The 21,452-nt window shown below is 40.4% G+C and carries 20 protein-coding genes, 2 tRNA genes and 1 pseudogene; 15 read left to right on the forward strand and 8 right to left on the reverse strand.

The window, feature by feature from the left end:
* Positions 1 to 422: 422 nt before the first annotated feature.
* Positions 423 to 965: a hypothetical protein gene (locus FTT76_RS11000; RefSeq protein ID WP_111884395.1), complete on the reverse strand. Its 543-nt coding sequence runs from the start codon at positions 963 to 965 to the stop codon at positions 423 to 425.
* Positions 966 to 1,286: 321 nt separating this feature from the next.
* Here FTT76_RS11000 and cysD point away from each other — a divergent pair, with 321 nt between their 5' ends.
* The 7 genes from cysD (at position 1,287) to FTT76_RS11035 (ending at position 6,816) form a co-directional block, all read left to right on the forward strand.
* A complete protein-coding gene (cysD, locus tag FTT76_RS11005) occupies positions 1,287 to 2,201 on the forward strand; it encodes a sulfate adenylyltransferase subunit CysD (protein WP_078189893.1) in 915 nt (304 codons plus the stop codon).
* Positions 2,202 to 2,366: 165 nt separating this feature from the next.
* Positions 2,367 to 3,980 carry a sulfate adenylyltransferase subunit CysN gene (gene cysN, locus FTT76_RS11010; protein ID WP_180003926.1) on the forward strand — a complete coding sequence of 538 codons (1,614 nt, stop codon included), beginning with the start codon at positions 2,367 to 2,369 and terminating at the stop codon, positions 3,978 to 3,980.
* A gap of 125 nt (positions 3,981 to 4,105) precedes the next feature.
* Positions 4,106 to 4,663: a hypothetical protein gene (locus tag FTT76_RS11015; RefSeq protein WP_180107143.1), complete on the forward strand. Its 558-nt coding sequence runs from the start codon at positions 4,106 to 4,108 to the stop codon at positions 4,661 to 4,663.
* Entirely contained in the window at positions 4,663 to 5,658 is a 996-nt protein-coding gene (locus FTT76_RS11020; RefSeq protein ID WP_180107145.1) for a DUF262 domain-containing protein, read from the forward strand. Before FTT76_RS11015 ends, FTT76_RS11020 begins: the two co-directional genes overlap by 1 nt.
* A gap of 48 nt (positions 5,659 to 5,706) precedes the next feature.
* Positions 5,707 to 6,228: a PadR family transcriptional regulator gene (locus tag FTT76_RS11025; RefSeq protein WP_180190516.1), complete on the forward strand. Its 522-nt coding sequence runs from the start codon at positions 5,707 to 5,709 to the stop codon at positions 6,226 to 6,228.
* Positions 6,225 to 6,542: a DUF3861 domain-containing protein gene (locus tag FTT76_RS11030; protein ID WP_180049114.1), complete on the forward strand. Its 318-nt coding sequence runs from the start codon at positions 6,225 to 6,227 to the stop codon at positions 6,540 to 6,542. Before FTT76_RS11025 ends, FTT76_RS11030 begins: the two co-directional genes overlap by 4 nt.
* Before the next feature lie 13 nt (positions 6,543 to 6,555).
* Positions 6,556 to 6,816 carry a DUF2798 domain-containing protein gene (locus FTT76_RS11035; RefSeq protein WP_180026651.1) on the forward strand — a complete coding sequence of 87 codons (261 nt, stop codon included), beginning with the start codon at positions 6,556 to 6,558 and terminating at the stop codon, positions 6,814 to 6,816.
* A 13-nt stretch (positions 6,817 to 6,829) separates the two neighbouring features.
* On the opposite strand, the gene FTT76_RS11040 is transcribed toward FTT76_RS11035, so the two are convergent.
* On the reverse strand, positions 6,830 to 7,180 hold the full coding sequence (locus tag FTT76_RS11040; RefSeq protein ID WP_180190517.1) for a co-chaperone YbbN: 351 nt from the start codon (positions 7,178 to 7,180) through the stop codon (positions 6,830 to 6,832).
* A 131-nt stretch (positions 7,181 to 7,311) separates the two neighbouring features.
* Here FTT76_RS11040 and FTT76_RS11045 point away from each other — a divergent pair, with 131 nt between their 5' ends.
* Positions 7,312 to 8,304: an NAD(P)H-quinone oxidoreductase gene (locus tag FTT76_RS11045; protein WP_180190518.1), complete on the forward strand. Its 993-nt coding sequence runs from the start codon at positions 7,312 to 7,314 to the stop codon at positions 8,302 to 8,304.
* Positions 8,305 to 8,770: 466 nt separating this feature from the next.
* Here FTT76_RS11045 and FTT76_RS11050 read toward each other — a convergent pair.
* Positions 8,771 to 8,856 (reverse strand) — tRNA-Leu (locus FTT76_RS11050).
* Positions 8,857 to 8,866: 10 nt separating this feature from the next.
* Positions 8,867 to 8,940: transfer RNA gene (locus tag FTT76_RS11055), tRNA-Cys, on the reverse strand.
* Positions 8,941 to 9,092: 152 nt separating this feature from the next.
* Between FTT76_RS11055 and folD the strand changes: the two genes are divergently transcribed.
* Both folD and FTT76_RS11065 read left to right on the forward strand, forming a co-directional pair.
* Entirely contained in the window at positions 9,093 to 9,941 is an 849-nt protein-coding gene (folD, locus tag FTT76_RS11060; RefSeq protein ID WP_180190519.1) for a bifunctional methylenetetrahydrofolate dehydrogenase/methenyltetrahydrofolate cyclohydrolase FolD, read from the forward strand.
* Between the two features lie 236 nt (positions 9,942 to 10,177).
* Complete coding sequence (locus FTT76_RS11065; RefSeq protein ID WP_078189884.1) at positions 10,178 to 10,846, forward strand: methyltransferase; 669 nt, start codon at positions 10,178 to 10,180, stop codon at positions 10,844 to 10,846.
* Between the two features lie 67 nt (positions 10,847 to 10,913).
* Here FTT76_RS11065 and FTT76_RS11070 read toward each other — a convergent pair whose 3' ends face one another.
* The 3 genes and pseudogenes from FTT76_RS11070 to FTT76_RS11080 form a co-directional block, all read right to left on the reverse strand.
* Positions 10,914 to 11,342, reverse strand: coding sequence for a hypothetical protein (locus tag FTT76_RS11070; RefSeq protein ID WP_180049149.1), 429 nt, complete (start codon positions 11,340 to 11,342; stop codon positions 10,914 to 10,916).
* A gap of 198 nt (positions 11,343 to 11,540) precedes the next feature.
* A complete protein-coding gene (locus tag FTT76_RS11075) occupies positions 11,541 to 12,860 on the reverse strand; it encodes an MFS transporter (protein ID WP_180190520.1) in 1,320 nt (439 codons plus the stop codon).
* A gap of 289 nt (positions 12,861 to 13,149) precedes the next feature.
* Positions 13,150 to 13,326 (reverse strand): annotated as a pseudogene (locus tag FTT76_RS11080) (alpha-ketoglutarate permease); the annotation flags it as partial.
* 355 nt (positions 13,327 to 13,681) lie between these two features.
* Here FTT76_RS11080 and glpD point away from each other — a divergent pair.
* Positions 13,682 to 15,199: a glycerol-3-phosphate dehydrogenase gene (gene glpD / locus FTT76_RS11085; RefSeq protein WP_180190521.1), complete on the forward strand. Its 1,518-nt coding sequence runs from the start codon at positions 13,682 to 13,684 to the stop codon at positions 15,197 to 15,199.
* A gap of 80 nt (positions 15,200 to 15,279) precedes the next feature.
* Here glpD and FTT76_RS11090 read toward each other — a convergent pair whose 3' ends face one another.
* Positions 15,280 to 17,112, reverse strand: coding sequence for a phosphoenolpyruvate carboxykinase (GTP) (locus FTT76_RS11090; RefSeq protein ID WP_180007483.1), 1,833 nt, complete (start codon positions 17,110 to 17,112; stop codon positions 15,280 to 15,282).
* A gap of 413 nt (positions 17,113 to 17,525) precedes the next feature.
* On the opposite strand from FTT76_RS11090, the gene FTT76_RS11095 reads away from it, so the two are divergent.
* The 4 genes from FTT76_RS11095 to groL all read left to right on the forward strand — a co-directional run bounded on the left by FTT76_RS11095 (position 17,526) and on the right by groL (position 21,412).
* Positions 17,526 to 18,464, forward strand: coding sequence for a diacylglycerol kinase family protein (locus tag FTT76_RS11095; RefSeq protein WP_078192968.1), 939 nt, complete (start codon positions 17,526 to 17,528; stop codon positions 18,462 to 18,464).
* On the forward strand, positions 18,445 to 19,230 hold the full coding sequence (locus FTT76_RS11100) for a metallophosphoesterase (RefSeq protein WP_180190522.1): 786 nt from the start codon (positions 18,445 to 18,447) through the stop codon (positions 19,228 to 19,230). The genes FTT76_RS11095 and FTT76_RS11100 overlap by 20 nt, the downstream gene beginning before the upstream one ends.
* A gap of 183 nt (positions 19,231 to 19,413) precedes the next feature.
* Positions 19,414 to 19,704, forward strand: a complete 291-nt coding sequence (gene groES, locus FTT76_RS11105; protein ID WP_078192966.1) for a co-chaperone GroES — start codon at positions 19,414 to 19,416, stop codon at positions 19,702 to 19,704.
* Between the two features lie 73 nt (positions 19,705 to 19,777).
* A complete protein-coding gene (gene groL / locus FTT76_RS11110; RefSeq protein WP_078192965.1) occupies positions 19,778 to 21,412 on the forward strand; it encodes a chaperonin GroEL in 1,635 nt (544 codons plus the stop codon).
* The last annotated feature ends 40 nt before the right edge of the window (positions 21,413 to 21,452 follow it).

Below are 21,452 nucleotides of genomic sequence, written 5' to 3' on the forward strand. Positions count from 1 at the left end.
TTCAGCAAGTGTTTTTTCTGCTTTGATCGCAGCAAGTGCTACCTTAGCCTTAAAGTCGTTTGAATGATTTCTTCTTGGTCTACGTGCCATAAAATACTCCATATATTGATGTTTATAACATCATTTGGGGAGCAAAATATCACTTATAAGTGTTGTTCAAATTTCCTGATCCACCTCTCTGCTTTACCCATTTAAGATTTAAGTCATTGTGATCAATCAAATTTTCAGTCTAATTGCAGATATATAAGTGGTCGTTCTTAACGGAGAGAAATGGCTTGTTAAAAGGCACAGAAAACAATGTTAGGAAATGTAAATTTATAACCGTCACGGCAGTGCTGAGAAGCTTTACCGTGACTTTCGATGTCATATGGAGATTTGAACTGGTGTTCAATAGAGCTATTTTTAGGTGGCTTTAACCGTTTTTATAACAATGAAGTTTGAATGCGTACTTTCATATCTAAAGCCGCTTGAACAATAAAGGTTTTCATCCACTTCACTTGCTCGCCCATCGGATTGGTTTTAATCGCAGTGTCTAAAAAGCCCATGCTTTCAAGTTGAAACAGTTGCTTTTCGATCTCTTCCTCTAACTGGGTGCTATTGGCTGCGAGCGGGAAGTGGATTAAGTGAAATGCTTTGGGGAAATTGTAAAAAGCATAGAGCAGATTAAATGCGCGTTGATCTGCCTTTAAATTGCCTGCGCCAATTTCGTAGCCGCGATCTTGGTTACTGTGAGTCACCCCAATCAAAAACTCGAGTTTATTGTCCAAAAGTCGTAGGCCGAACTGAAGGCCAATTTGGTCTGCACTCAGCTCATGTTGGATAAAGTTATTCAGTGGGCTGCCGTCATCATTCAAGGCTTCTTGGAGCACGAGCATGTGTGAAGAATGCTGATAAATATAGCCAGCAAGACCTGCGGCTTCAATCAGCGACTTTAAGGTTTCAAGCGTATAGTGACTATATGGCATATCAATAACTGTTGGAGAGCGATATAGCTACTTTAGGTAGTTTGAGCGAGTTTGAATACCGATTGTTTAGAGGATTTAGCGATTAGTTAATTGATAAAAAATTGCGTAGACTTACGGATCTCGGACTAGAATAATAATGAAATTGATAAGCCTATCGTATTAAATTAATTAAAATTGATAAGCAGTATCAGACAATTTGTATATGACGAATAAGAATATCAATATCACAAAACAAGCAATCGTTATGAAAGCTTAATCACTATAATGTATATATATCTTTAAAAGTGTAATAAGTACACATATTCTAAGCTGGTGTTGTCCATGTCATTAAATGAGGAAAGACTTACTCATCTTAAACAGCTTGAAGCTGAGAGTATTCATATCATCCGTGAAGTTGCTGCTGAGTTCGAAAACCCAGTCATGCTGTATTCAATCGGTAAAGATTCAGCGGTCATGCTGCATCTTGCTTTAAAAGCATTCTATCCTGCCAAACTTCCATTCCCACTACTGCATGTAGACACGGGTTGGAAATTTAAAGACATGATTACTTTCCGTGACAACATGGCAAAAGAGCATGGCTTTGATTTGATCGTGCATCAAAACAAAGAAGGTAAAGATGCAGGCGTGAATCCGTTCGATTACGGTAGCTCAAAATATACTGATATCATGAAAACTCAAGGCTTAAAACAAGCACTTGATAAATATCAGTTTGATGCGGCTTTCGGTGGTGCGCGCCGTGACGAAGAAAAATCTCGTGCCAAAGAACGTGTTTACTCATTCCGTGATACCAAACACCGTTGGGACCCTAAAAACCAACGTCCTGAACTTTGGAATCTTTACAACGGTAAAGTGAACAAAGGTGAAAGTATTCGTGTGTTCCCATTGTCTAACTGGACTGAGTTAGATATTTGGCAATACATCTACCTTGAAAATATTAAATTGGTTCCTTTGTACTTGGCTGCTGAACGTCCAGTGGTTGAGCGTAACGGTACACTGATCATGGTTGATGATGAGCGTATGCGTTTGAACGAAGGTGAAGTGCCACAAATGAAATCGGTGCGTTTCCGTACTTTAGGTTGTTACCCACTTACAGGTGCGGTTGAATCAACTGCAACAACTTTACCGGAAATTATCCAAGAGATGCTTTTAGCCACAACATCTGAACGTCAAGGCCGTATGATCGACCATGATGAAGCAGGTTCGATGGAAAAGAAAAAGCAGGAAGGTTACTTCTAAGAATCTCATAATCTCCCTTGCGCAGCAGTGCTGCTCACCCTCTGTACTAAAGAGGGGGAACTCCCGAGAAAGAACGGAGTAAAGTCTCCCTTTCTTAAAGGGAGATTTAGAGGGATTAAAAAGATTCAGAAACCGATTTCAAAAGAATATGTGGAGCTTTGAGCAATGTCTCATCAATCAGATTTAATTAGCCAAGACATCTTGGCGTATTTAAAACAACACGAAAATAAAGACCTTCTACGTTTCCTCACTTGCGGTAACGTGGATGATGGTAAATCGACTCTAATTGGTCGTTTACTTTACGATTCAAAATTGATTTATGAAGATCAATTGCAAGCCGTGACTCGTGACTCTAAAAAAGTCGGTACTACGGGTGATGCGCCTGACTTGGCTTTACTTGTCGATGGTCTGCAAGCAGAACGTGAGCAGGGTATTACCATTGACGTGGCTTACCGTTATTTCTCTACAGAAAAACGTAAGTTCATTATTGCTGACACCCCAGGGCATGAGCAGTACACACGTAACATGGCAACTGGTGCGTCGACTGCCGACCTTGCGATCATCTTGATTGATGCGCGTTATGGCGTTCAAACGCAAACTCGTCGTCACTCATTTATTGCGAGTCTTTTGGGTATTCGTAATATCGTGGTTGCAGTGAACAAAATGGACTTGGTTGAATTCTCTGAAGCGCGCTTCAATGAAATTCAAGCAGAGTACAACGAGTTCGTAAACCAATTGGGCGATCGTAAACCTGCGAACATTATCTTCACGCCTATTTCTGCGTTGAATGGTGATAACGTTGTAAACAAATCGCCAAATACGCCGTGGTACCAAGGTCAGACTTTAATGGAGACTTTGGAAACTGTTGAAATTTCGCATGATACGAGCAAGCACGAATTCCGTTTCCCAGTTCAATATGTCAACCGTCCGAACCTCGACTTCCGTGGCTTCTGCGGTACGATTGCACTTGGTGAAGTAAAAGTTGGCGATACCATTACTGCCTTGCCATCTGGTAAGTCGTCTACTGTTAAAGAAATCGTGACTTTTGACGGTAACTTAGACCATGCTGTTGCAGGTCAAGCGGTAACACTTACGCTAAATGATGAAATTGATATTTCACGTGGTAACGTTTTAGTTAAAGCAGGCGAACAGCCGTTAATTTCACGTTCTGCACGTGCCTCTGTGGTATGGATGACAGATGCGCCTTTAGTAGTTGGCAAACTGTATAATGTGAAGTTTGGTACACAAACTATTCCTGCGAAAGTTGCGAAAATCAACTACCGTACCAATGTAAACACATTGGAAAAAACGGAAGTTGAACAGCTTGAACTGAATGCGATTGCAGATGTAACGATTGAGTTTGATGCGCCAGTGGTATTTGACCGTTACCAAGACAGTCGTTACACAGGTTCATTCATCTTTATTGACCGTTTAAGCAACGTGACCGTTGGTGCGGGTATGGTTGAGTCTGCGGTTGAATGGACTGCACACAACGAGCCTGTAACTGCTGAAGCGCGTGCTGCACGTTTAGGTCAAAAACCTGCTGCGGTAACTGTGACTGCAAAAGCCCTTGAAAATGCGCAAGCGATTGAAAGCTTGTTGATTCAACAAGGTGTGGTTGCAATTGCGAAAGCTGGTTTAACTGTAGAGCAAGTAGCGCTAGTTCGTGAAACGGGTGTGGTTGTGATTACGGATACTGCTGAAGGCACAGATGTAACTTACACAGTTGAGACTGCTGAAGAAGTTGCTGAGAAAATTGTTGAGTTGGTTCGTCTGTAATAGACTGAATTGATTTTAAAAGACCCGCCGAAAGGCGGGTTTTTTAGTCAAAATATAATTTTAAATTTTATATATTTTTAGTTTAAAATCAGATAAATATTATAATTAACTTGATGAGTAAAATTGTGGAATTGGCAGTTTTTCAAGAGCATCTTAGAGCTTATGACTGTGAAGAAATTGTACAAGCGTCAATTTTTACCGGTGACCCATATGCTTTAGATGCAATGCAATATACAAGACTTCGAAGAGAAATCGCTGAAAAATTTAATATTGATCATTTGCATATTCATATGGTTGGTTCAGGTAAATTGGGGTTTAGTATTAAGCCGAGTAGAAGATATGGGTTGTTTAATGATCAATCGGATATAGATTTAGCAATTATATCTCCTGATCTTTTTGAGCAAGTATGGAAGTTGGCTTATCTTTATAATAAAACTGGTGCAGATTGGCCTAGGAAAAAACAATTTTTTCAATATTTAAGCGAAGGTTGGATTAGACCGGATAAATTTCCAATAACCAGTTTTAATCCCTTTTTTGAAGAGTGGTGGGATTTTTTTAGGGAACTGACTATGAAAAGACAGTTTGGTGATTATCCTATTAGAGCCGGTATATATCAATCAAGGTTCTTTCTTGAAGAATATCAGAAGGTCTGTATAAAGCAGTGTAAAGAGGAAATTGAATAATGAAAACTTCTGCGTCTAATAGAAGATTAAGGCTTTTACTGACTGGAATTAATAACGGAACGCTTATTCCTCAGCCGGATTTTCAGCGAAGATTAGTTTGGTCTAATAATGATAAAATCGAATTTATTAAAACAGTATTAGATGGTTATCCTTTTCCAGAAATTTATATTGCGGCTGGTGATGTAAATTCGGATACTGGTGAGGGTATAGAGTTATTGGTAGATGGACAACAAAGAATTACAACATTAAATGAATACTTTAGAGGAGCTGACTCTCTTAAATTACAAGGTATACAAAGCTATTCAGAATTAACTCAGGAACAAAAAAAAGAATTTTTAGAATATGAAGTAGTTCTAAGGGACTTGGGAAATATACCAATAGCAGATATTAAAACTATTTTTCAGAAAATAAATTCAACAAGTTATGGGTTGAATGCTATGGAAATTCATAATTCAAGATATGCAGGAGAATTTAAACGATTTGGTGAGAAAATATCATCTAAAAATTTTTTTGATGAGCACCGTATATTTACGGCAACTGAAATAAAAAGGATGAAAGATGTTTCATATAGTCTTTCTTTGATAGCTACTATTTTAAGTACTTATTTTGATAGAGATCAAGAAATAGAAATATTTTTAGAAAAGTATAATGAAGATTTTCCACATGCATCTGAAATTGAAAGTAATTTAGATTATATTCTTGGTTTAGTAGATGAATTAAGTCGTAGTTCTAACCGAGTCACAAAAAAGGCAGACTTTTTTAGTCTTGCTGTTGAACTATATTTCTACTTGTTTAGTCAAGAGAAACTAGCCATTTTTAAAAAAGATAAGTTTTTGAAAATGCTTTCCAGTTTTTACGCTGAAGTGGATAAAAAAGGTCTATCAGAACAAGTGGATGCAAATGAATATTATCATGCTGTAGTTCAAGGGAGTAATAGTCGTTCTAACCGAATTTTACGAGGCAAAAAAATAAGCAATATATTAGATAAAATTTAAATCATGTTGTAAGATATGTCTTAACTAATCTTAAGGTGTATCTTTGCCATGTCAAATTCAGACCTTCTCGACGGTAGCGATAGTCCAGTCAAAACCCGAAAACGCCTGTTTGAAGCAGGGCACATGAAACTATTGGTGCTGCATCTTATTTCCCAAGCGCCTAAGTTTAGTTACGACATCATTAAAGATGTCGGCGCAATCGTCGGCGGCGGTTACAGTCCAAGCACAGGTACAATTTACCCAACGCTGAATTACCTCGAAGAACAGCAATACATCCATGCAGAACTGAATGCAGAAGACCGTAAACAATACAACGTTACGCAGTTAGGCCTACAGCACTTAGGTGCAGAAAAGGCCACAGTAGAGAAAATTCTGTGTCGTTTTGATACCCGTAAGCAGATTCATAACAACGAACAATACGTTGATATCAAACGTGCGATGGAAAACCTAAAAGCATCATTGCGTATCAAAATTCAGCACTGTGAACTGACACCTGAACAGGTCTATGCCATTGCAGAAAAAATCGATCAGGCGGCCGTCGAAATCAGCCGTATGGAGGTAACACAATGAAGCAGCATCAATATGAAATCACGCTCAAACACATTGCCGATGCACAGGGCAATCCATCGACCTATACCGAAGCTTTGCAGTTTAATGCTTACAACCATGATGACATGTTTAAGGTGCTAGAGCATTTGACTAAAGCGCAGTTATTAGATGATGAAAAAACCAAAGCCTTTGCCGTGGGGCTGAAACTGTTTGGTGAAACCTTGCTGGAAAATAAAGACCTTCCTTTATTTAAAGATTTCATGCCGCATTTTGGTCAGTTTATGAAAACACTGAAACAAACCGTAAAAGCCCAGAACGCAGCCCAAGACGAATAATAGGTATTTACAGATGAATCAACTCCCAAAATTTCATCCCAAACACATGACTTGGCTGATGCCCCTAATTCTGTCCGGTATTATGAGTGGCTCAATTTCTTGCTTTAACATGCTGATGAATAAAGGCTTAGTTGAAGGCTTTCTTGGCATTTGGCTGCGCGCATGGAGCATGTCGTGGATGATGGCCTTTCCGCTCATTTTGATCGTGTTGCCATTGGTGCGTAATACGTTAATGAAGTTTGTGCGTCTACCAAATGAGCCTGCATCCAAATAAAAGGAAAATTTGCTTAGTCATCGTCTGAGTGTGCTTGCATCGCGCTTAGAATGATGGCTGTTAATTCAGTCAGTGATTTGACACCTGCAATACGTTGAATCACTTGTCCGCGATAAAACACTAAGGTTGAAGGTAGACCATAAACGTTATAGCGCAAAGTTAGAATAGGCGAGGAATCAATATTCACCTTGCCAAATTTTAGCTGTGCATGCTCTGCTGACATTTGTTTTGCACACTGCTCAAATACAGGATAGTTCTGCACACAGGGCGTGCACCAGTCAGCATAGAAGCGAATCACGGCAAAACCATCAAACCATTCATAGTCACTGGCGTTATCTTCATTGTATTCAACGATCTGAGACATGCTCGGCCTATTATTCATTTACGAAATACAGTACAGATTATACATAAGTCCATGTTTATTCATTCTGCGCCATTTCTATGTTCAAATAGTGCAGAGATAGATGAATAGTCAATAATTGAAAAGGAAAAACAATGTCACAGCAAAGCATGCAGCAGGTCATTATTACTGAACCGGGCGGTGTTGATAAACTGGCCTATGAAAGCGTTGCCATCCCAGAAGCGAAAGCAGATGAAGTGTTGGTTAAAGTGCATGCCTTTGGCATCAACCGTCCAGATATTTTGCAACGTCAAGGCTTGTACCCAATGCCGAAAGGGGTAACACCTGTACCGGGTTTGGAGGTGGCGGGTGAGGTGGTTGCTGTAGGTGCAGATGTCACTTTGTTTAAGGTGGGTGATAAAGTCTGCGGTCTGACCAATGGTGGTGGTTATGCAGAATATTGCGTGGTGCCTGAAAGCCAAACCATTCGTATTCCTAAAGGTGTAAGCTTTACTCAAGCAGCAGCGATTCCTGAAACCTTCTTTACCGTATGGGCGAATGTATTCCAAATGGGCAAAGCCAAAGCAGGTGAAACGGTGCTGATTCATGGTGGAACCAGTGGTATTGGAACCACAGCAATCATGCTGTGTAATGCGTTGGGCATGAAAACATTTGCAACAGTCGGTTCAGATGAAAAAGTGGCAGCGATCTCTGATATCACACATGCGATTAATTACAAGACTCAAGACTTTGAGCAAGTGATTAATGAAGCGACCAATGAGCAGGGTGTAGATGTCATTCTAGATATCGTTGGTGCACCGTATTTGGCGCAGAACCTCAATCTATTACGTCGTGATGGTCGTTTGGTTTATATTGCATTCTTAGGTGGAGCAAAAGCCAAAGAGGTGAAACTGGGTCAAATCATGATGAAGCGCTTGACCATTACAGGCTCAACCATGCGTGCGCGTAATACTGCAGAAAAAGCAGAGATTGCAAAAGGCATTCAGGAAAATGTTGTTCCGTTATGGTCTAAAGGTGAATGCCTGCCAATGATTTACAAAACATTTAAGTTTGATCAAATTCAAGAAGCGCATGCAGCTATGGATACAGGCGAGCACGTGGGTAAGATTGTGGTTGAAGTGATTTAAAGGATTCTTTTAAAACGTGATGTATTTGCAGGGTGTTTTAAAATAATTAAAGAGGGCAATGTCCCTCTTTTTTATTGTATTCCTATCTGATTTGACGCAGTAACATCAAAAGCACAATTTGATTCAAATAAAAGAATGATACGCGGTAAGGTCATCCGCAAGTGTATGAGACAGGGTTGTTTTTAATCAAAAATGTTTTTGCAATACTTTGAATAAGTAGACACTAGTGAACGAGTTTTGCGGATGACAATGGTTTTGGGTACTTTTGCCGAAACAAAAGTACCTCCAGCCGAAGGCTAATCCCTTTATTCAATCCCTAGATGTAAGACTCTGTCGAGTAGATTTAAATATCGGTAAATAATGTGAAATTACTTTTACGTGCGTAACATCTGTTGCTAAATTTTAGGCATAAAAAAACCAGCTTATCGCTGGGTTCTTTATTACACCATCTTCAGTAGTAGAAGAATGGTGCCCGAGGCCAGACTCGAACTGGCACGCTTTGTGGGCGGGGGATTTTAAATCCCCTGTGTCTACCGATTTCACCACTCGGGCTTAACAAGATTGGAGGCGGAGGTCGGAATCGAACCGGCGTACACGGAGTTGCAGTCCGCTGCATGACCACTCTGCCACCCCGCCATGTCTTGTTGATGCGTATATTAGCAAGCTCTGAAAAAAAAACAATAGCAGATTCATCTGTATGAGCATAAAAGCAGCATACAAGGTAAAAAATTTAAAATAATCATGTATTATGTGCAAAATTGATTCATATCATCACTTGGAGAAGTGCCGTGGCATTAGTTTTAGATGGTCGTGCATTGGCGAAGAAAATTGAAGCTGACTTGTTGACTCGCGTAGAAGCGCTAAAAGAGAAAACTGGTCGTACCCCAATTCTTGCGACTATTTTGGTAGGTGACGATGGTGCATCTGCAACTTATGTACGTATGAAAGGGAATGCTTGCCGCCGTGTTGGTATGGATTCATTAAAAGTTGAGCTTCCTAAAGAAACCACAACTGAGCAATTGCTTGCTGAAATTGAAAAATTGAATGCAAACCCTGATGTTCACGGTATTTTGTTACAACACCCCGTACCGGCTCAAATTGATGAGCGTGCATGTTTCGATGCGATCTCTCTTGAAAAAGACGTAGATGGCGTGACTTGCTTAGGTTTTGGTCGTATGGCGATGGGTGAAGCTGCGTATGGTTCTGCGACTCCTGCAGGTATCATGACCATTCTAAAAGAAAACAATATTGAAATCGCAGGTAAACATGCGGTTGTTGTGGGTCGTTCTGCAATTTTGGGTAAACCAATGTCTGCGATGCTGCTTGAAGCAAATGCAACAGTGACTACTTGCCACTCACGTACTCAAAACTTGGCTGACTTTGTTAAACAAGCTGACATTATTGTGGGTGCGGTAGGTAAAGCTGAATTGATTCAAAAAGATTGGATCAAACTAGGTGCAGTGGTTGTTGACGCTGGCTTTCATCCACGTAATGGCGGTGGTGTAGGTGATATCCAATTGGTGGGTATTGAAGAAGTTGCTTCTGCTTATACACCTGTTCCGGGTGGTGTAGGTCCTATGACCATTACAACGTTGATTCGTCAAACTGTTGAAGCTGCTGAAAAAGCGTTGGGTTAATCTTTAGACCACTCCCTTGCGAAGCAATGCTTCTCATCTCCTAAAGGAGAGGGAACTGATCGTCTCAAATTGATTCTATGCTGCTCCCTCTCCCTGTGGGAGAGGGTTGGGGTGAGGGTGCTTTTTTATAAATAATCCTCTCCCTAACCCTCTCCTTTAAAAGGAGAGGGAACTTCCGATCTTAATTTAGGCTTATATGACACTAAAACTCTGCATATTCGAAAAATAAAATTCTAATGAGCTGTACTTTCCAATTTCCTAAAGCCCCTGAACATTTACTTAAAGCACTTCATGAAGTCATTCCGCATTGTGAATTACATGCACAACAGTTGCCTGAAACCCCGATTTCTCTATGGTTGATTCCACCGGTATTTCCAACCGATAAATTGGATGATGAAGTCATTCGCCGTATATGGAATGACACGCCGTATTGGATCTTTTGTTGGGCTTCAGGACTTGCTATGGCGCAGTGGTTATTGGCTGAGCCGCATCATGTCAAAGATAAAGTGGTATTGGACTTTGGTGCAGGTTCAGGTGTGGTGGCGATTGCAGCAAAAATGGCAGGGGCGAAACGCGTGATCTGCTGTGACATCGACCAAGTGAGCCTAGATGCATGCCGTGCCAATGCAGAGCTAAACAATGTTGAACTCGAATATTTAGATGATCTGTATAAAGCCGAACAAGTCGATATTTTATTGGCTGCCGATGTGCTGTATGACCAATGCAACCGTTTCTTTTTGGATGAATTTTTAAAGTTTGCTCCAGAAGTGTGGGTGGCAGACAGTCGTGTGAAAAACTTTAGTCATCCTAAATATGAAAAACTCGATGAACGAAGCGCAACGACATGGCCTGATTTGGATGAATCACCTGAGTTTCGAAATGTGAGTTTTTATAAAACCCTATAAATATTGAACCGATAAAAAATAAGACGCTTTAAGCGTCTTATTTTTGTCTTTTAAACTGCAAATTTGATTAAGAACAGGTATAGCGAACCACACGTAAGGTTGCAGGGCGAGCATCGAGTGCATCACGCGCGCCTAAGTTTTCAGAGTTACGTAGATCAGGAGTATTTGATAGACCGAAGTTCGCACGTGTATTACCAATTTGACGGCCGTACTGGGTATTTTCCAAAGCAGGATTTGCAATTTCGTTCACGCTTAAGATTTGTAATTTATAGGTCTTTTGCGTATTTAATACTTTTTGGCAAGCACGTTGTAATTTATTGGCATCCAGTTGTTGGTTTTGGCGACCCGCTAAAGTATATGCAAGTGTTGCGCTATCTGCAGATTTGGACTCTATTTGAAAGCCCGTTTGACCATTAAAAGCACGTGGAGTGCTTTGGCAAGCAGCCATCGACATTGCAACAATACTCAAACTTAAAACTTTGTAAATATTTTTCATCATTCATTCGCCGTCTTTATTTGTATGCTCAGTATGCCATAGTCCGTCTGTCGACTCGATGGCGAAAACAAAGAAAGCCAAAGAAGTTTGATTAAATCTTTGATGCAGCCGAAACGATGAGTAGATGGAAATGGAGATAAAAAAAGCTCATCAAAATAGGCTTTGATGAGCTTAAGTGGAATAGCAGGGCTGAGCGACTTAACCGTCAGTGATCATGCTATGTTTTTTCGTATCTTTCATGAAGACATACGTGATCAAAGATAAACCAATCATGAACGTAATGTAGTAGAAGAAGTAGTTTTCATGGCCTGCATTTTTGAAGCTCAAAGCCACAAGTTCTGCGGTACCACCAAAGAGTGTATTTGCAATGGCATAAGGTAATGCAACACCTAGGGCACGGATGTGTGCAGGGAACAACTCTGCTTTCACTACAGCATTAATCGCAGTATAACCAGTGACAATCACCATACCACTCATGCAAAGCATAAATGCTGTGGTTGGGCTAGTCGTAGAACCGATACCGTTGAAAATTGGAATGGTGAAGAGTACACCAAGCACACCAAAGGCGATCATAATTGGCTTACGACCAATTTTGTCTGAAAGCGCACCGACAGCAGGTTGTAAAAGCATAAAGATGAAAATCGCAGCAGTGGTAATTTCGGTAGCTGTGGTTTTCTCAAAGCCAGACGTGTTGACCAAATATTTTTGCAAATAAGTGGTAAAGGTGTTGAACGCTAAAGTACCACCGGCAGTTAACATGATCACAGTGAAGGCTTGTTTAGGATATTTGGTAAATAACGCTAAAGCCCCTGATTTTGGACCACCATTTTTAGCTTGTTCTTGGGCTTCTTTAGAGGATTGAGTTTCAACTAAACCGCGACGAATCCAGAACACCACAATAGCGAGTAATGCACCGATGAAGAACGGAACACGCCAGCCCCATTCAGTTAAAGCTTGTTCTGAGAAATTGCGTTGTAAGATAATTAAAACGCAAAGTGCCAATAGCTGACCTGAAATCAGTGTGACATATTGGAAACTTGAGAAGAAGCCACGATGGTTTTTACCTGCCATTTCAGTCAAATAGGTGGCACTAGAACCATATTCACCACCAACACTTAAGCCTTGGAGTAAACGCGCTAAAAGTAGAATAGCGGGTGCGAGCATGCCTACAGAATCATAGGTTGGTGCACATGCGATCATCAGTGAGCCGACACACATCAACGATACAGACAGCGTCAAACCTGCTTTACGACCTTTACGGTCCGCATAAATACCCATGACCCATGCGCCGATTGGACGCATTAAGAAACCGAGTGCAAAGACTGCAGCTGCTTGTAAGAGTTTTACAGTATTGTCACCGTCAGGGAAAAATTGCGGTGCAAAGTAAAGGGTAAAGGCAGCGTAGACATACCAGTCGTACCATTCAACGAGGTTGCCGGCAGATCCGCCGAGGATAGATTTGACACGAGTTTTTCTATCCAATTGTTCAGGAACAACTGGCTCAGATGAGTTTGACACATCATTCTCCAAGGAATGAATGCAAAACATATCCATTTAAACTCTTTGGGAAAAGTTTAAATCAATATATTTTGTCGAAATGGGAGATGGAACTATATTTATTTAATTTATACTCCTGTTGTCGCAGAAAATCATGCGACTTTAGTCTATAAGATGCGAATTTTTTGACCAGATAGATTTTTCACGACTAAATGAAAACAGCAAAGCCTCATCAATTGAGGCTTTGCTTTGAAATATATTCTGTTATTAATCAGTATGATTAATAACTCCGAGGCTTAATTGGGTAGAATTAATGCTCTTGAATTTTGGAATGGTGTTTGGTGTCTTTCATAAAGACGTAGACCAATAATGAAATAAAAATCATGATGGTTACATAGATGAAGAACCATGTCTCATAGCCAGCTTCTTTGAAACTTAGGGCAAAAAATTCTGCAGTACCACCAAAGATGGTATCTGTAAGTGCATAAACGGGGTACATCAAAACTGAAGGCTTCTGCAGCTGAACATGCAATATATAAAAGCTTGAAATAAAATTTTAAAAAAGATTAGGTTGAAAAAAATACAAATCAACTGCTTGTAATTATGTTTGCTTTGAATATAGGTTCTGACTTTAAAATGATTGATTTCATGCTTGAGCCAGCAAGCTTTTAAACGTACATTTAAAATATAACTTCTCATTTATTGAAGGATATAAAAAACTCAGCTTACAGATATCTTGATCAAAATAGTTATCTTGATTAAAAAATCATGATCAATGAGAAAAATAATAAAGCATAGAAAACGAAGCATTGTTGAATAAAAAGACATAGCGGGAGGGAGCGATGAATACACAACAACAATCAATATATGACATGGTGGTCATTGGTGGTGGAATAAATGGTGTTGGTATTGCCTGTGATGCAGCGGGGCGGGGTTTAAGTGTTTTGCTCTGTGAAAAAGACGATCTCGCGAGCCACACTTCATCTGCAAGTAGCAAATTAATTCATGGTGGTCTGCGCTATTTGGAACATAAAGAATTTCGTTTGGTACGTGAAGCACTGGCAGAGCGCGAAGTTCTGCTTAAAAAAGCCCCTCATATTATTCGACCGATGCGTTTTATCATGCCACATGAACCGCACTTACGTCCGGCTTGGCTGATTCGGACTGGATTATTCTTTTATGATTATTTGGGTAAGCGAGAACAGCTTTCAGGCTCAAATGGTATTGAATTTGATGTGGAAGCTAGTCCTTTAGCATCCAAATTTACCCGAGGGTTCGAATATTCCGATTGTGCAGTAGATGACGCACGCTTAGTTGTACTCAATGCGATACAAGCACGAGAACATGGTGCACAGATTCTGACTCGAACAGAATGTTTAAATGCATATAGTAAAGGTGGAATTTGGCAGGTATGTCTAAAAAATGCCAAGGGATTGCAAAATGTGCAGGCTAAAGTCTTGGTGAATGCGGCAGGTCCTTGGGTCGCTGACTTTATAAAACAGGGGTTAAAGCAAGAGTCACCTTATGGTATACGGCTGATACAAGGTAGTCATATCATTGTTCCAAAACTTTTTGAGGGTGATAAAGCTTTTATTATGCAAAATGATGATCATCGCATTGTCTTTGCGATCCCTTATTTAGAACAATATACCTTGATCGGCACGACAGATCGTGAATATCACGCAGACCCAAATCGAGTAAAGATAAGCCAGGAAGAAATCGATTACTTGCTTGATGTGTCAAATGATCACTTTAAAACTCAATTGACGCAAACGGACATCATTTCAACTTATTCAGGTGTGCGTCCGCTGTGTGATGATGAGTCAGATAATCCAGCCGCAGTCACGCGAGATTACACCTTGGCACTGACCGATGTAGAAGGGGCTGCATTACTTTCAATCTTTGGTGGCAAACTTACCACTTACCGAAAACTAGCAGAAGCGGCATTAGATCAGCTTAAAACGGTTTTTCATCATCGATCCAAACCTTGGACTGCTGATGCAACATTGCCTGGTGCGGAAAATTTAGAATCGGTAGAGCAGTTGATGGTTGAAATCCAACAAAAAGTGCGAGGGGTTTCGATCAGTCTAGCCAGTCGTTGGGCGCATGCTTATGGAACCCGTGTCTGGATTTTGCTGAATCATTTAACTTCGATTGATGAATTGGGTCAAAACTTTGGACATGGATTGTATGCTCAAGAAGTGGATTATTTGGTCGAGCAGGAGTGGGCGAGAAGTTCTGAAGATATTTTGCAAAGACGAACAAAGTTCTATTTGCAATTCAGTGCAGCTGAAGTTGATGCTTTGAATGAATACTTAATGGCAATTCGCATAAAACAAAAAGCTCAAGATGTGGCTTAGTGGATATAAAAAAGACCGCACAAGGCGGTCTTTTAAATCTTTCTTAATCCCTCTTTTAAAGGAGGGAAATTAAAGGTCGATTAAGCAGATTTTTTTACAGCTTCTAAAAGTTCGTCTTGACGTACTTTAAGTGCTTTTGGTAAGCGATCACCAAGTTTGTTGAACAATTCAGTGTGGCTTTCAAGTTCTTTGATCCATTGATCTTTATCTTGAGAAGTTACAAGCTCGAATTGCTCTTTAGTGAAGTCTGAACCAGTCCAGTTCAATTGTTCGTATGTTGGAACAAGGCCGATAGGTGTTTCAACAGCGTCTGCACGACCTTCACAACGGTCAATGATCCACTCAAGAACACGCATGTTTTGACCGAAACCAGGCCATACAAAGTTACCTTCAGCATCACGACGGAACCAGTTCACGTTGTAGATACCAGGAAGTTTATTGCCAGCAGCTTTAGCTTTAGCAGCAACTTCTTCACCAAGTTCTAACCAGTGAGAGAAGTAGTCAGCCATGTTGTAACCCGCAAATGGAAGCATTGCGAATGGGTCACGACGAACGATACCTTGTTGACCAACAGCAGCAGCAGTTGTTTCAGAGCCCATAGTTGCAGCTTTGTAAACACCGTCAACCCAGTCAAATGCTTCTGAAATTAGAGGCACTGTGTCTGCACGACGACCACCGAAGATGAACGCAGAAATTGGAACACCTGCTGGATTTTCCCAGTCAGCATCAATAGAAGGACATTGACCAGCTGAAACAGTGAAACGAGCATTTGGATGAGCTGCTTTTTCTTCGCCGGTGTGTGGTTGACCTTTCCAGTTAGTCAAGTTAGCAGGCGCTTCTTTAGTAAGGCCTTCCCACCATACTTCACCTTCGTCAGTTACAGCAACGTTAGTATAGATTACGTCTTTATGAAGAGTCGCCATACAGTTCGGGTTAGTCTTGGTATTTGTACCAGGTGCTACACCGAAGAAACCAGCTTCAGGGTTGATTGCATATAAACGACCATCTTCACCTGGTTTGATCCAAGCAATATCGTCACCTACAGTTTCAATTTTCCAACCTTCGTAACCCGCTGGTGGAATCAACATCGCGAAGTTTGTTTTACCACAAGCAGAAGGGAATGCAGCTGCGATGTAGTGTTTTTCGCCTTGTGGGTTAGTCACGCCAAGGATGAGCATGTGTTCAGCTAACCAACCTTGTTGACGACCCATAGAAGATGCAATACGTAAAGCTAGGCATTTTTTACCCAACAATGCGTTACCGCCGTAACCAGAACCGTAAGACCAGATTTCACGAGTTTCTGGGTAATGAACGATGTATTTTTCAGGGTTGCAAGGCCAAGCAACGTCTTTTTGACCTTCTTCAAGCGGAGCACCAACAGTGTGTACGCAAGGAATGAAGTCACCGTCAGTACCAAGTACGTCATAAACAGCTTTACCCATACGAGCCATTTTAGACATGCTTACAGCAACGTAAGGAGAATCAGTAAGTTCGATACCGATGTGAGCAATATGAGAACCTAAAGGACCCATAGAGAAAGGAACTACGTACAAAGTACGGCCTTTCATTGAACCGTCAAATAAACCATTCAGACGAGCACGCATTTCAGCTGGAGCTTCCCAGTTGTTTGTTGCGCCTGCATCTTCTTGTTTTTCAGAACAGATGTAAGTACGACCTTCAACACGAGCAACGTCAGAAGGATCAGAATTAGCAAGGTAAGAACCAGGATGTTTTTCTTGGTTAAGTTCTTGCATAGTGCCGTTAGCGATCATCAAGTCGATATAACGTTGATATTCTTCTGCGCTACCGTCACACCATTCGATTTTTGCTGGTTTGGTTAATTTGGCAATTTCTTCCACCCAAGCAATTAGCTTAGGGTGACGAACGAATTCTGGTGCGTTCACTTGGGTCATGGTGAGGCCTATCTCAAAAATGTACTAACCGTACAAAGTATAATCTGCATCATGGGATACATCATGCAGATAAAAGATGAAAAAAAAGTGGCTGTATTAAAGCATAAAATCATAAAAAAAATAAGACTAAAGAAGTGGTAGATTTTTTTTGGTAGTTAATGCTATTTATATTAAATATAGATAAAATACAATAACTTAACATATAATGTTATAAATTTTAACTTTATTTATTAACGTGATGGACAATATTTTATATAGTTATTTTTAATAAAAACAAAAAGTTGCATGTAATTGATATTTGAGAATTATTATTGATTAAATAAATGGTGGTAATTCGATTTTTACATAAAGGCGCTATTATTTGCTGTTAAATTCGACAAAATACAATACTAAGCGGCCAAGATGTATAAAAAGTGATTAAACAAGCCAAGCCTTTATCTATTATCTATAATAAAAAATCAGGATTTCATGCTGCAAACAAAGATGAAGTCTACGAGGAACTTGTGCGGATATTATCCGATCATAATTTCGAAATACAGTCATTTGAGCTTGGGCAGGAAGCGAGTTTTGATACTTTAATGAGCAAGGTATTTGCACGCCATAAAGACCCTGATAATTTGGGTGTTGTGGTTGCTGCAGGTGGTGATGGAACCTTAAATGCTGTTGCTCATCAGTTGATGCATACCGATATTCCTATGGGGGTCTTACCTTTGGGCACATTTAATTATGTGGCGCGGGTACTCAATATTCCTCTCGATTTAATTCAAGCGGCACAGGTGATTGCGACAGGCAATAATCGGCAGGTACATGTGGCGCAAATCAATGAACATATCTATTTAAACAATGCCAGTTTGGGCTTGTATCCTTTATTTATACAAAAAAGAGAGTTTTATAATCAAAAGTTTGGTCGTTTCCCATTACATGCTTATACCTCAGGTTTGGATGTGCTCATTCGAGATCGTAAAGAGCTGAAATTGGAAATCGAAGTGGATCATCATATTTATCCAGTCAAAACGCCCTTGATCTTTTTTGGCAATAATCAATTGCAATTGGCCGATTTAAACTTGCAAATTGCTAAGGATGCAGAGGCAGGTAAAGTTGCAGGTGTGGTGGTCGCAAAAAGTGATAAGAAAACGTTATTTAAAATTTTATGGCAGTTAATCCGTGGCAATATCGACAATGCACCAGATGTGTATAGTTTTGCCGCTGATGAAGTCACCATACATACCCAACGAAAAAAAATGACCGTTGCTGTGGATGGTGAGATTGTAGAAATGAAACCGCCGCTTAAAATTCGAGTGCAAAAACAAGCCTTAAAGATACGGGTGCCACATGATACTGCATCTGTCTGATCTGCATTTCGGCACTGAAAAGCCAGAGTGTATGCGCGCTATTCAGCAATTTTGTCGTGAACAGCGTATCGAGGCCGTGGTTGCCAGTGGAGACTTGACCCAACGTGCGCGTTATCGTCAGTTTTATGCATGTAAGCAATTTTTAGAAAGCTTAAAGCTGCCTTATATCGTTGTGCCGGGGAATCATGATATTCCGCTATATCATTTATGGAACCGTGTTTTTAGCCCTTTTGCACGTTATCAACTTTTTTTTGGTGCCATGGAAAATGTACTGGAAACCGAGCATTTTTATTTAATTGGGATCAATAGTATTCGCCGTCGTTACCATACGCGAGGGCATGTATCGCTCGAGCAAATACATCATGTCGATGAATTACTTAAACAAGCGCCGCCCAATAAAGTGAAATTAATCATAGCGCATCAACCTTTTTATACGCCGCCCAATGACCCGTACGGTGTAAAAGATTGTCCTGTTCAAGGGCGTTTGGCACTCGAACAGTGGAGTCAACACGGTTTAAATGGTTTATTGCATGGACATTTACATGTTCCAGCCAGCTATGACCTCAATCAGATTTATACTTTAGGTGCTGCGCATCCAGTTTGGGATATTCATGCTGGAACTGCAACGTCATATCGCCTACACGAGAACCTTGCCAACAGTTTTAATGTCATTGATGAGCAGATGAATGTGCAGCATTATTTTTATAATTCAAAGTTAAAAATATTCGAAGAAAATCTTAGTACTCATATTTTGGATGAGCTTTAATCCTTTAAATTTAAATTTTGAAGAAAAAAAATACAAAAAAATGAAAAAAATTAAATTTTGCCCTTGAAGGGTTTTTTTCCATCCCCACAAAAGTGTCATCTAAATTATTTTTTGTCGATGGCTTACGGAAATCAAAATGTCATCGTCTTTTATCTAGTAAATAGACTTAGTCTGGAGTTAACTATGAGCAATATTCGTCCTTTGCATGACAACGTTGTGATTCGCCGTGTTGAAAAGGAAACTAAAACTGCTGGTGGTCTTATTTTAAGTACTTCAGCAGCTGAACAACCTGCTCAAGGCGAAGTAATCGCTGTAGGTAATGGCAAAGTAACTGACAATGGCGTACGTGCATTAGACGTTAAAGTTGGTGACAACGTATTGTTTGGCACTTATGCCGGTACAAAAGTAAAAGTAGCAGGCGAAGAGCTTCTTATTATGAAAGAGTCTGACATCTTAGCGGTACTTGAAGCTTAAGTTTCGTACACGCATTTAGACCCTTTTATTCATCATAAATTGTTAAAAATTTTAAAAAGATTCGGAGTTAGACATGTCAGCTAAAGATGTAAAATTTGGTGATTCAGCGCGTTCAAAAATGATCGCGGGTGTAAATGTACTTGCAGATGCTGTAAAAGTGACTTTAGGTCCTAAAGGCCGTAACGTTGTCATCGACCGTTCTTTCGGTGCGCCGCACATCACTAAAGATGGTGTTTCTGTTGCTAAAGAAATCACGTTAAAAGACAAGTTTGAAAACATGGGCGCTCAGCTAGTTCGTGAAGTGTCTTCAAAAACCAACGACATCGCGGGTGACGGTACAACAACTGCAACTGTTCTTGCACAAGCAATCCTTAATGAAGGGATTAAATCAGTAACTGCGGGTATGAACCCAATGGATCTTAAACGCGGTATCGATATCGCGGTTAAAGCTGTAGTTGCTGAAATTAAAGCGACTGCAAAACCTGCATCTGACTCTAAAGCGATTGAACAAGTAGGTTCTATTTCTGCGAACTCTGACACCACTGTTGGTAAACTTATTGCTCAAGCAATGGAAAAAGTCGGTAAAGAGGGTGTAATTACAGTTGAAGAGGGTTCAGGCTTTGAAGATTCTCTAGATGTTGTAGAGGGTATGCAGTTTGACCGTGGTTACATCAGCCCGTACTTTGCAAACAAACAAGATACACTAACAGCTGAACTTGAAAACCCATACATTCTTCTTGTTGATAAAAAAATCAGCAACATCCGCGAATTAATTGCTGTACTTGAAGCTGTTGCTAAAACAGGTAAACCGCTTCTTATCATTGCTGAAGATGTTGAAGGTGAAGCACTTGCAACTCTTGTTGTAAACAACATGCGTGGCATTATCAAAGTTTGTGCTGTTAAAGCACCTGGTTTTGGTGATCGTCGTAAAGCGATGCTTCAAGACATCGCGATTTTAACTGGCGCGACTGTAGTTTCTGAAGAGGTTGGTATGTCTTTAGACCAAACTACACTTGAGCACTTAGGTACAGCTCATAAAGTTACTGTTTCTAAAGAAAACACAGTAATTGTTGATGGTGCAGGTGTTGCAGAGCAAATTGCTGAACGTGTAACTCAAATTCGTGCTCAAATTGAAGAATCAACTTCAGAATACGACAAAGAAAAACTTCAAGAACGCGTTGCTAAATTGGCAGGCGGTGTTGCTGTAATCAAAATCGGCGCTGCAACTGAAGTTGAAATGAAAGAGAAGAAAGATCGCGTTGACGATGCACTTCATGCAACTCGTGCTGCAGTTGAAGAAGGTGTTGTAGCAGGTGGTGGTGTTGCACTAGTACGTGCTGCAAAAGCACTTGAAGGTGTGTCTGGTGCTAATGATGACCAAAATGTTGGTATCAACATTTTACGTCGTGCAATTGAAGCGCCGCTTCGTCAAATCGTTGCAAACTCTGGTGATGAGCCATCAGTTGTAATCAATGCTGTGAAAAACGGTGAAGGTAACTTCGGTTATAACGCTGCAACTTCAGAGTATGGCGATATGCTTGAAATGGGTATTCTTGACCCAGCTAAAGTAACGCGTTCTGCGCTTGAGCATGCTGCATCTGTTGCAGGTCTTATGCTTACAACTGAATGTATGATTACTGAAATCCCAGAAGACAAACCTGCTATGCCTGATATGGGCGGTATGGGCGGCATGGGCGGTATGATGTAATTCATACTGATCATCCGATCTAAAAAATCCCCGCTACTTG

This window comes from Acinetobacter sp. YH01009 (assembly GCF_013420765.1).
Lineage (GTDB): Bacteria > Pseudomonadota > Gammaproteobacteria > Pseudomonadales > Moraxellaceae > Acinetobacter > Acinetobacter amyesii.

Coding starts and splice junctions, on each gene's coding strand:
- FTT76_RS11020 (WP_180107145.1), top strand. CDS start 4,663: ATGAAAACTTCTGCGTCTAATAGAAGATTAAGGCTTTTACTGACTGGA.
- FTT76_RS11040 (WP_180190517.1), bottom strand. CDS start 7,180: ATGTCTCAGATCGTTGAATACAATGAAGATAACGCCAGTGACTATGAA.
- FTT76_RS11025 (WP_180190516.1), top strand. CDS start 5,707: ATGTCAAATTCAGACCTTCTCGACGGTAGCGATAGTCCAGTCAAAACC.
- FTT76_RS11100 (WP_180190522.1), top strand. CDS start 18,445: ATGATACTGCATCTGTCTGATCTGCATTTCGGCACTGAAAAGCCAGAG.
- FTT76_RS11045 (WP_180190518.1), top strand. CDS start 7,312: ATGTCACAGCAAAGCATGCAGCAGGTCATTATTACTGAACCGGGCGGT.
- groL (WP_078192965.1), top strand. CDS start 19,778: ATGTCAGCTAAAGATGTAAAATTTGGTGATTCAGCGCGTTCAAAAATG.
- FTT76_RS11065 (WP_078189884.1), top strand. CDS start 10,178: ATGAGCTGTACTTTCCAATTTCCTAAAGCCCCTGAACATTTACTTAAA.
- cysD (WP_078189893.1), top strand. CDS start 1,287: ATGTCATTAAATGAGGAAAGACTTACTCATCTTAAACAGCTTGAAGCT.
- glpD (WP_180190521.1), top strand. CDS start 13,682: ATGAATACACAACAACAATCAATATATGACATGGTGGTCATTGGTGGT.
- groES (WP_078192966.1), top strand. CDS start 19,414: ATGAGCAATATTCGTCCTTTGCATGACAACGTTGTGATTCGCCGTGTT.
- FTT76_RS11090 (WP_180007483.1), bottom strand. CDS start 17,112: ATGACCCAAGTGAACGCACCAGAATTCGTTCGTCACCCTAAGCTAATT.
- FTT76_RS11035 (WP_180026651.1), top strand. CDS start 6,556: ATGAATCAACTCCCAAAATTTCATCCCAAACACATGACTTGGCTGATG.
- cysN (WP_180003926.1), top strand. CDS start 2,367: ATGTCTCATCAATCAGATTTAATTAGCCAAGACATCTTGGCGTATTTA.
- FTT76_RS11000 (WP_111884395.1), bottom strand. CDS start 965: ATGCCATATAGTCACTATACGCTTGAAACCTTAAAGTCGCTGATTGAA.
- FTT76_RS11030 (WP_180049114.1), top strand. CDS start 6,225: ATGAAGCAGCATCAATATGAAATCACGCTCAAACACATTGCCGATGCA.
- FTT76_RS11070 (WP_180049149.1), bottom strand. CDS start 11,342: ATGAAAAATATTTACAAAGTTTTAAGTTTGAGTATTGTTGCAATGTCG.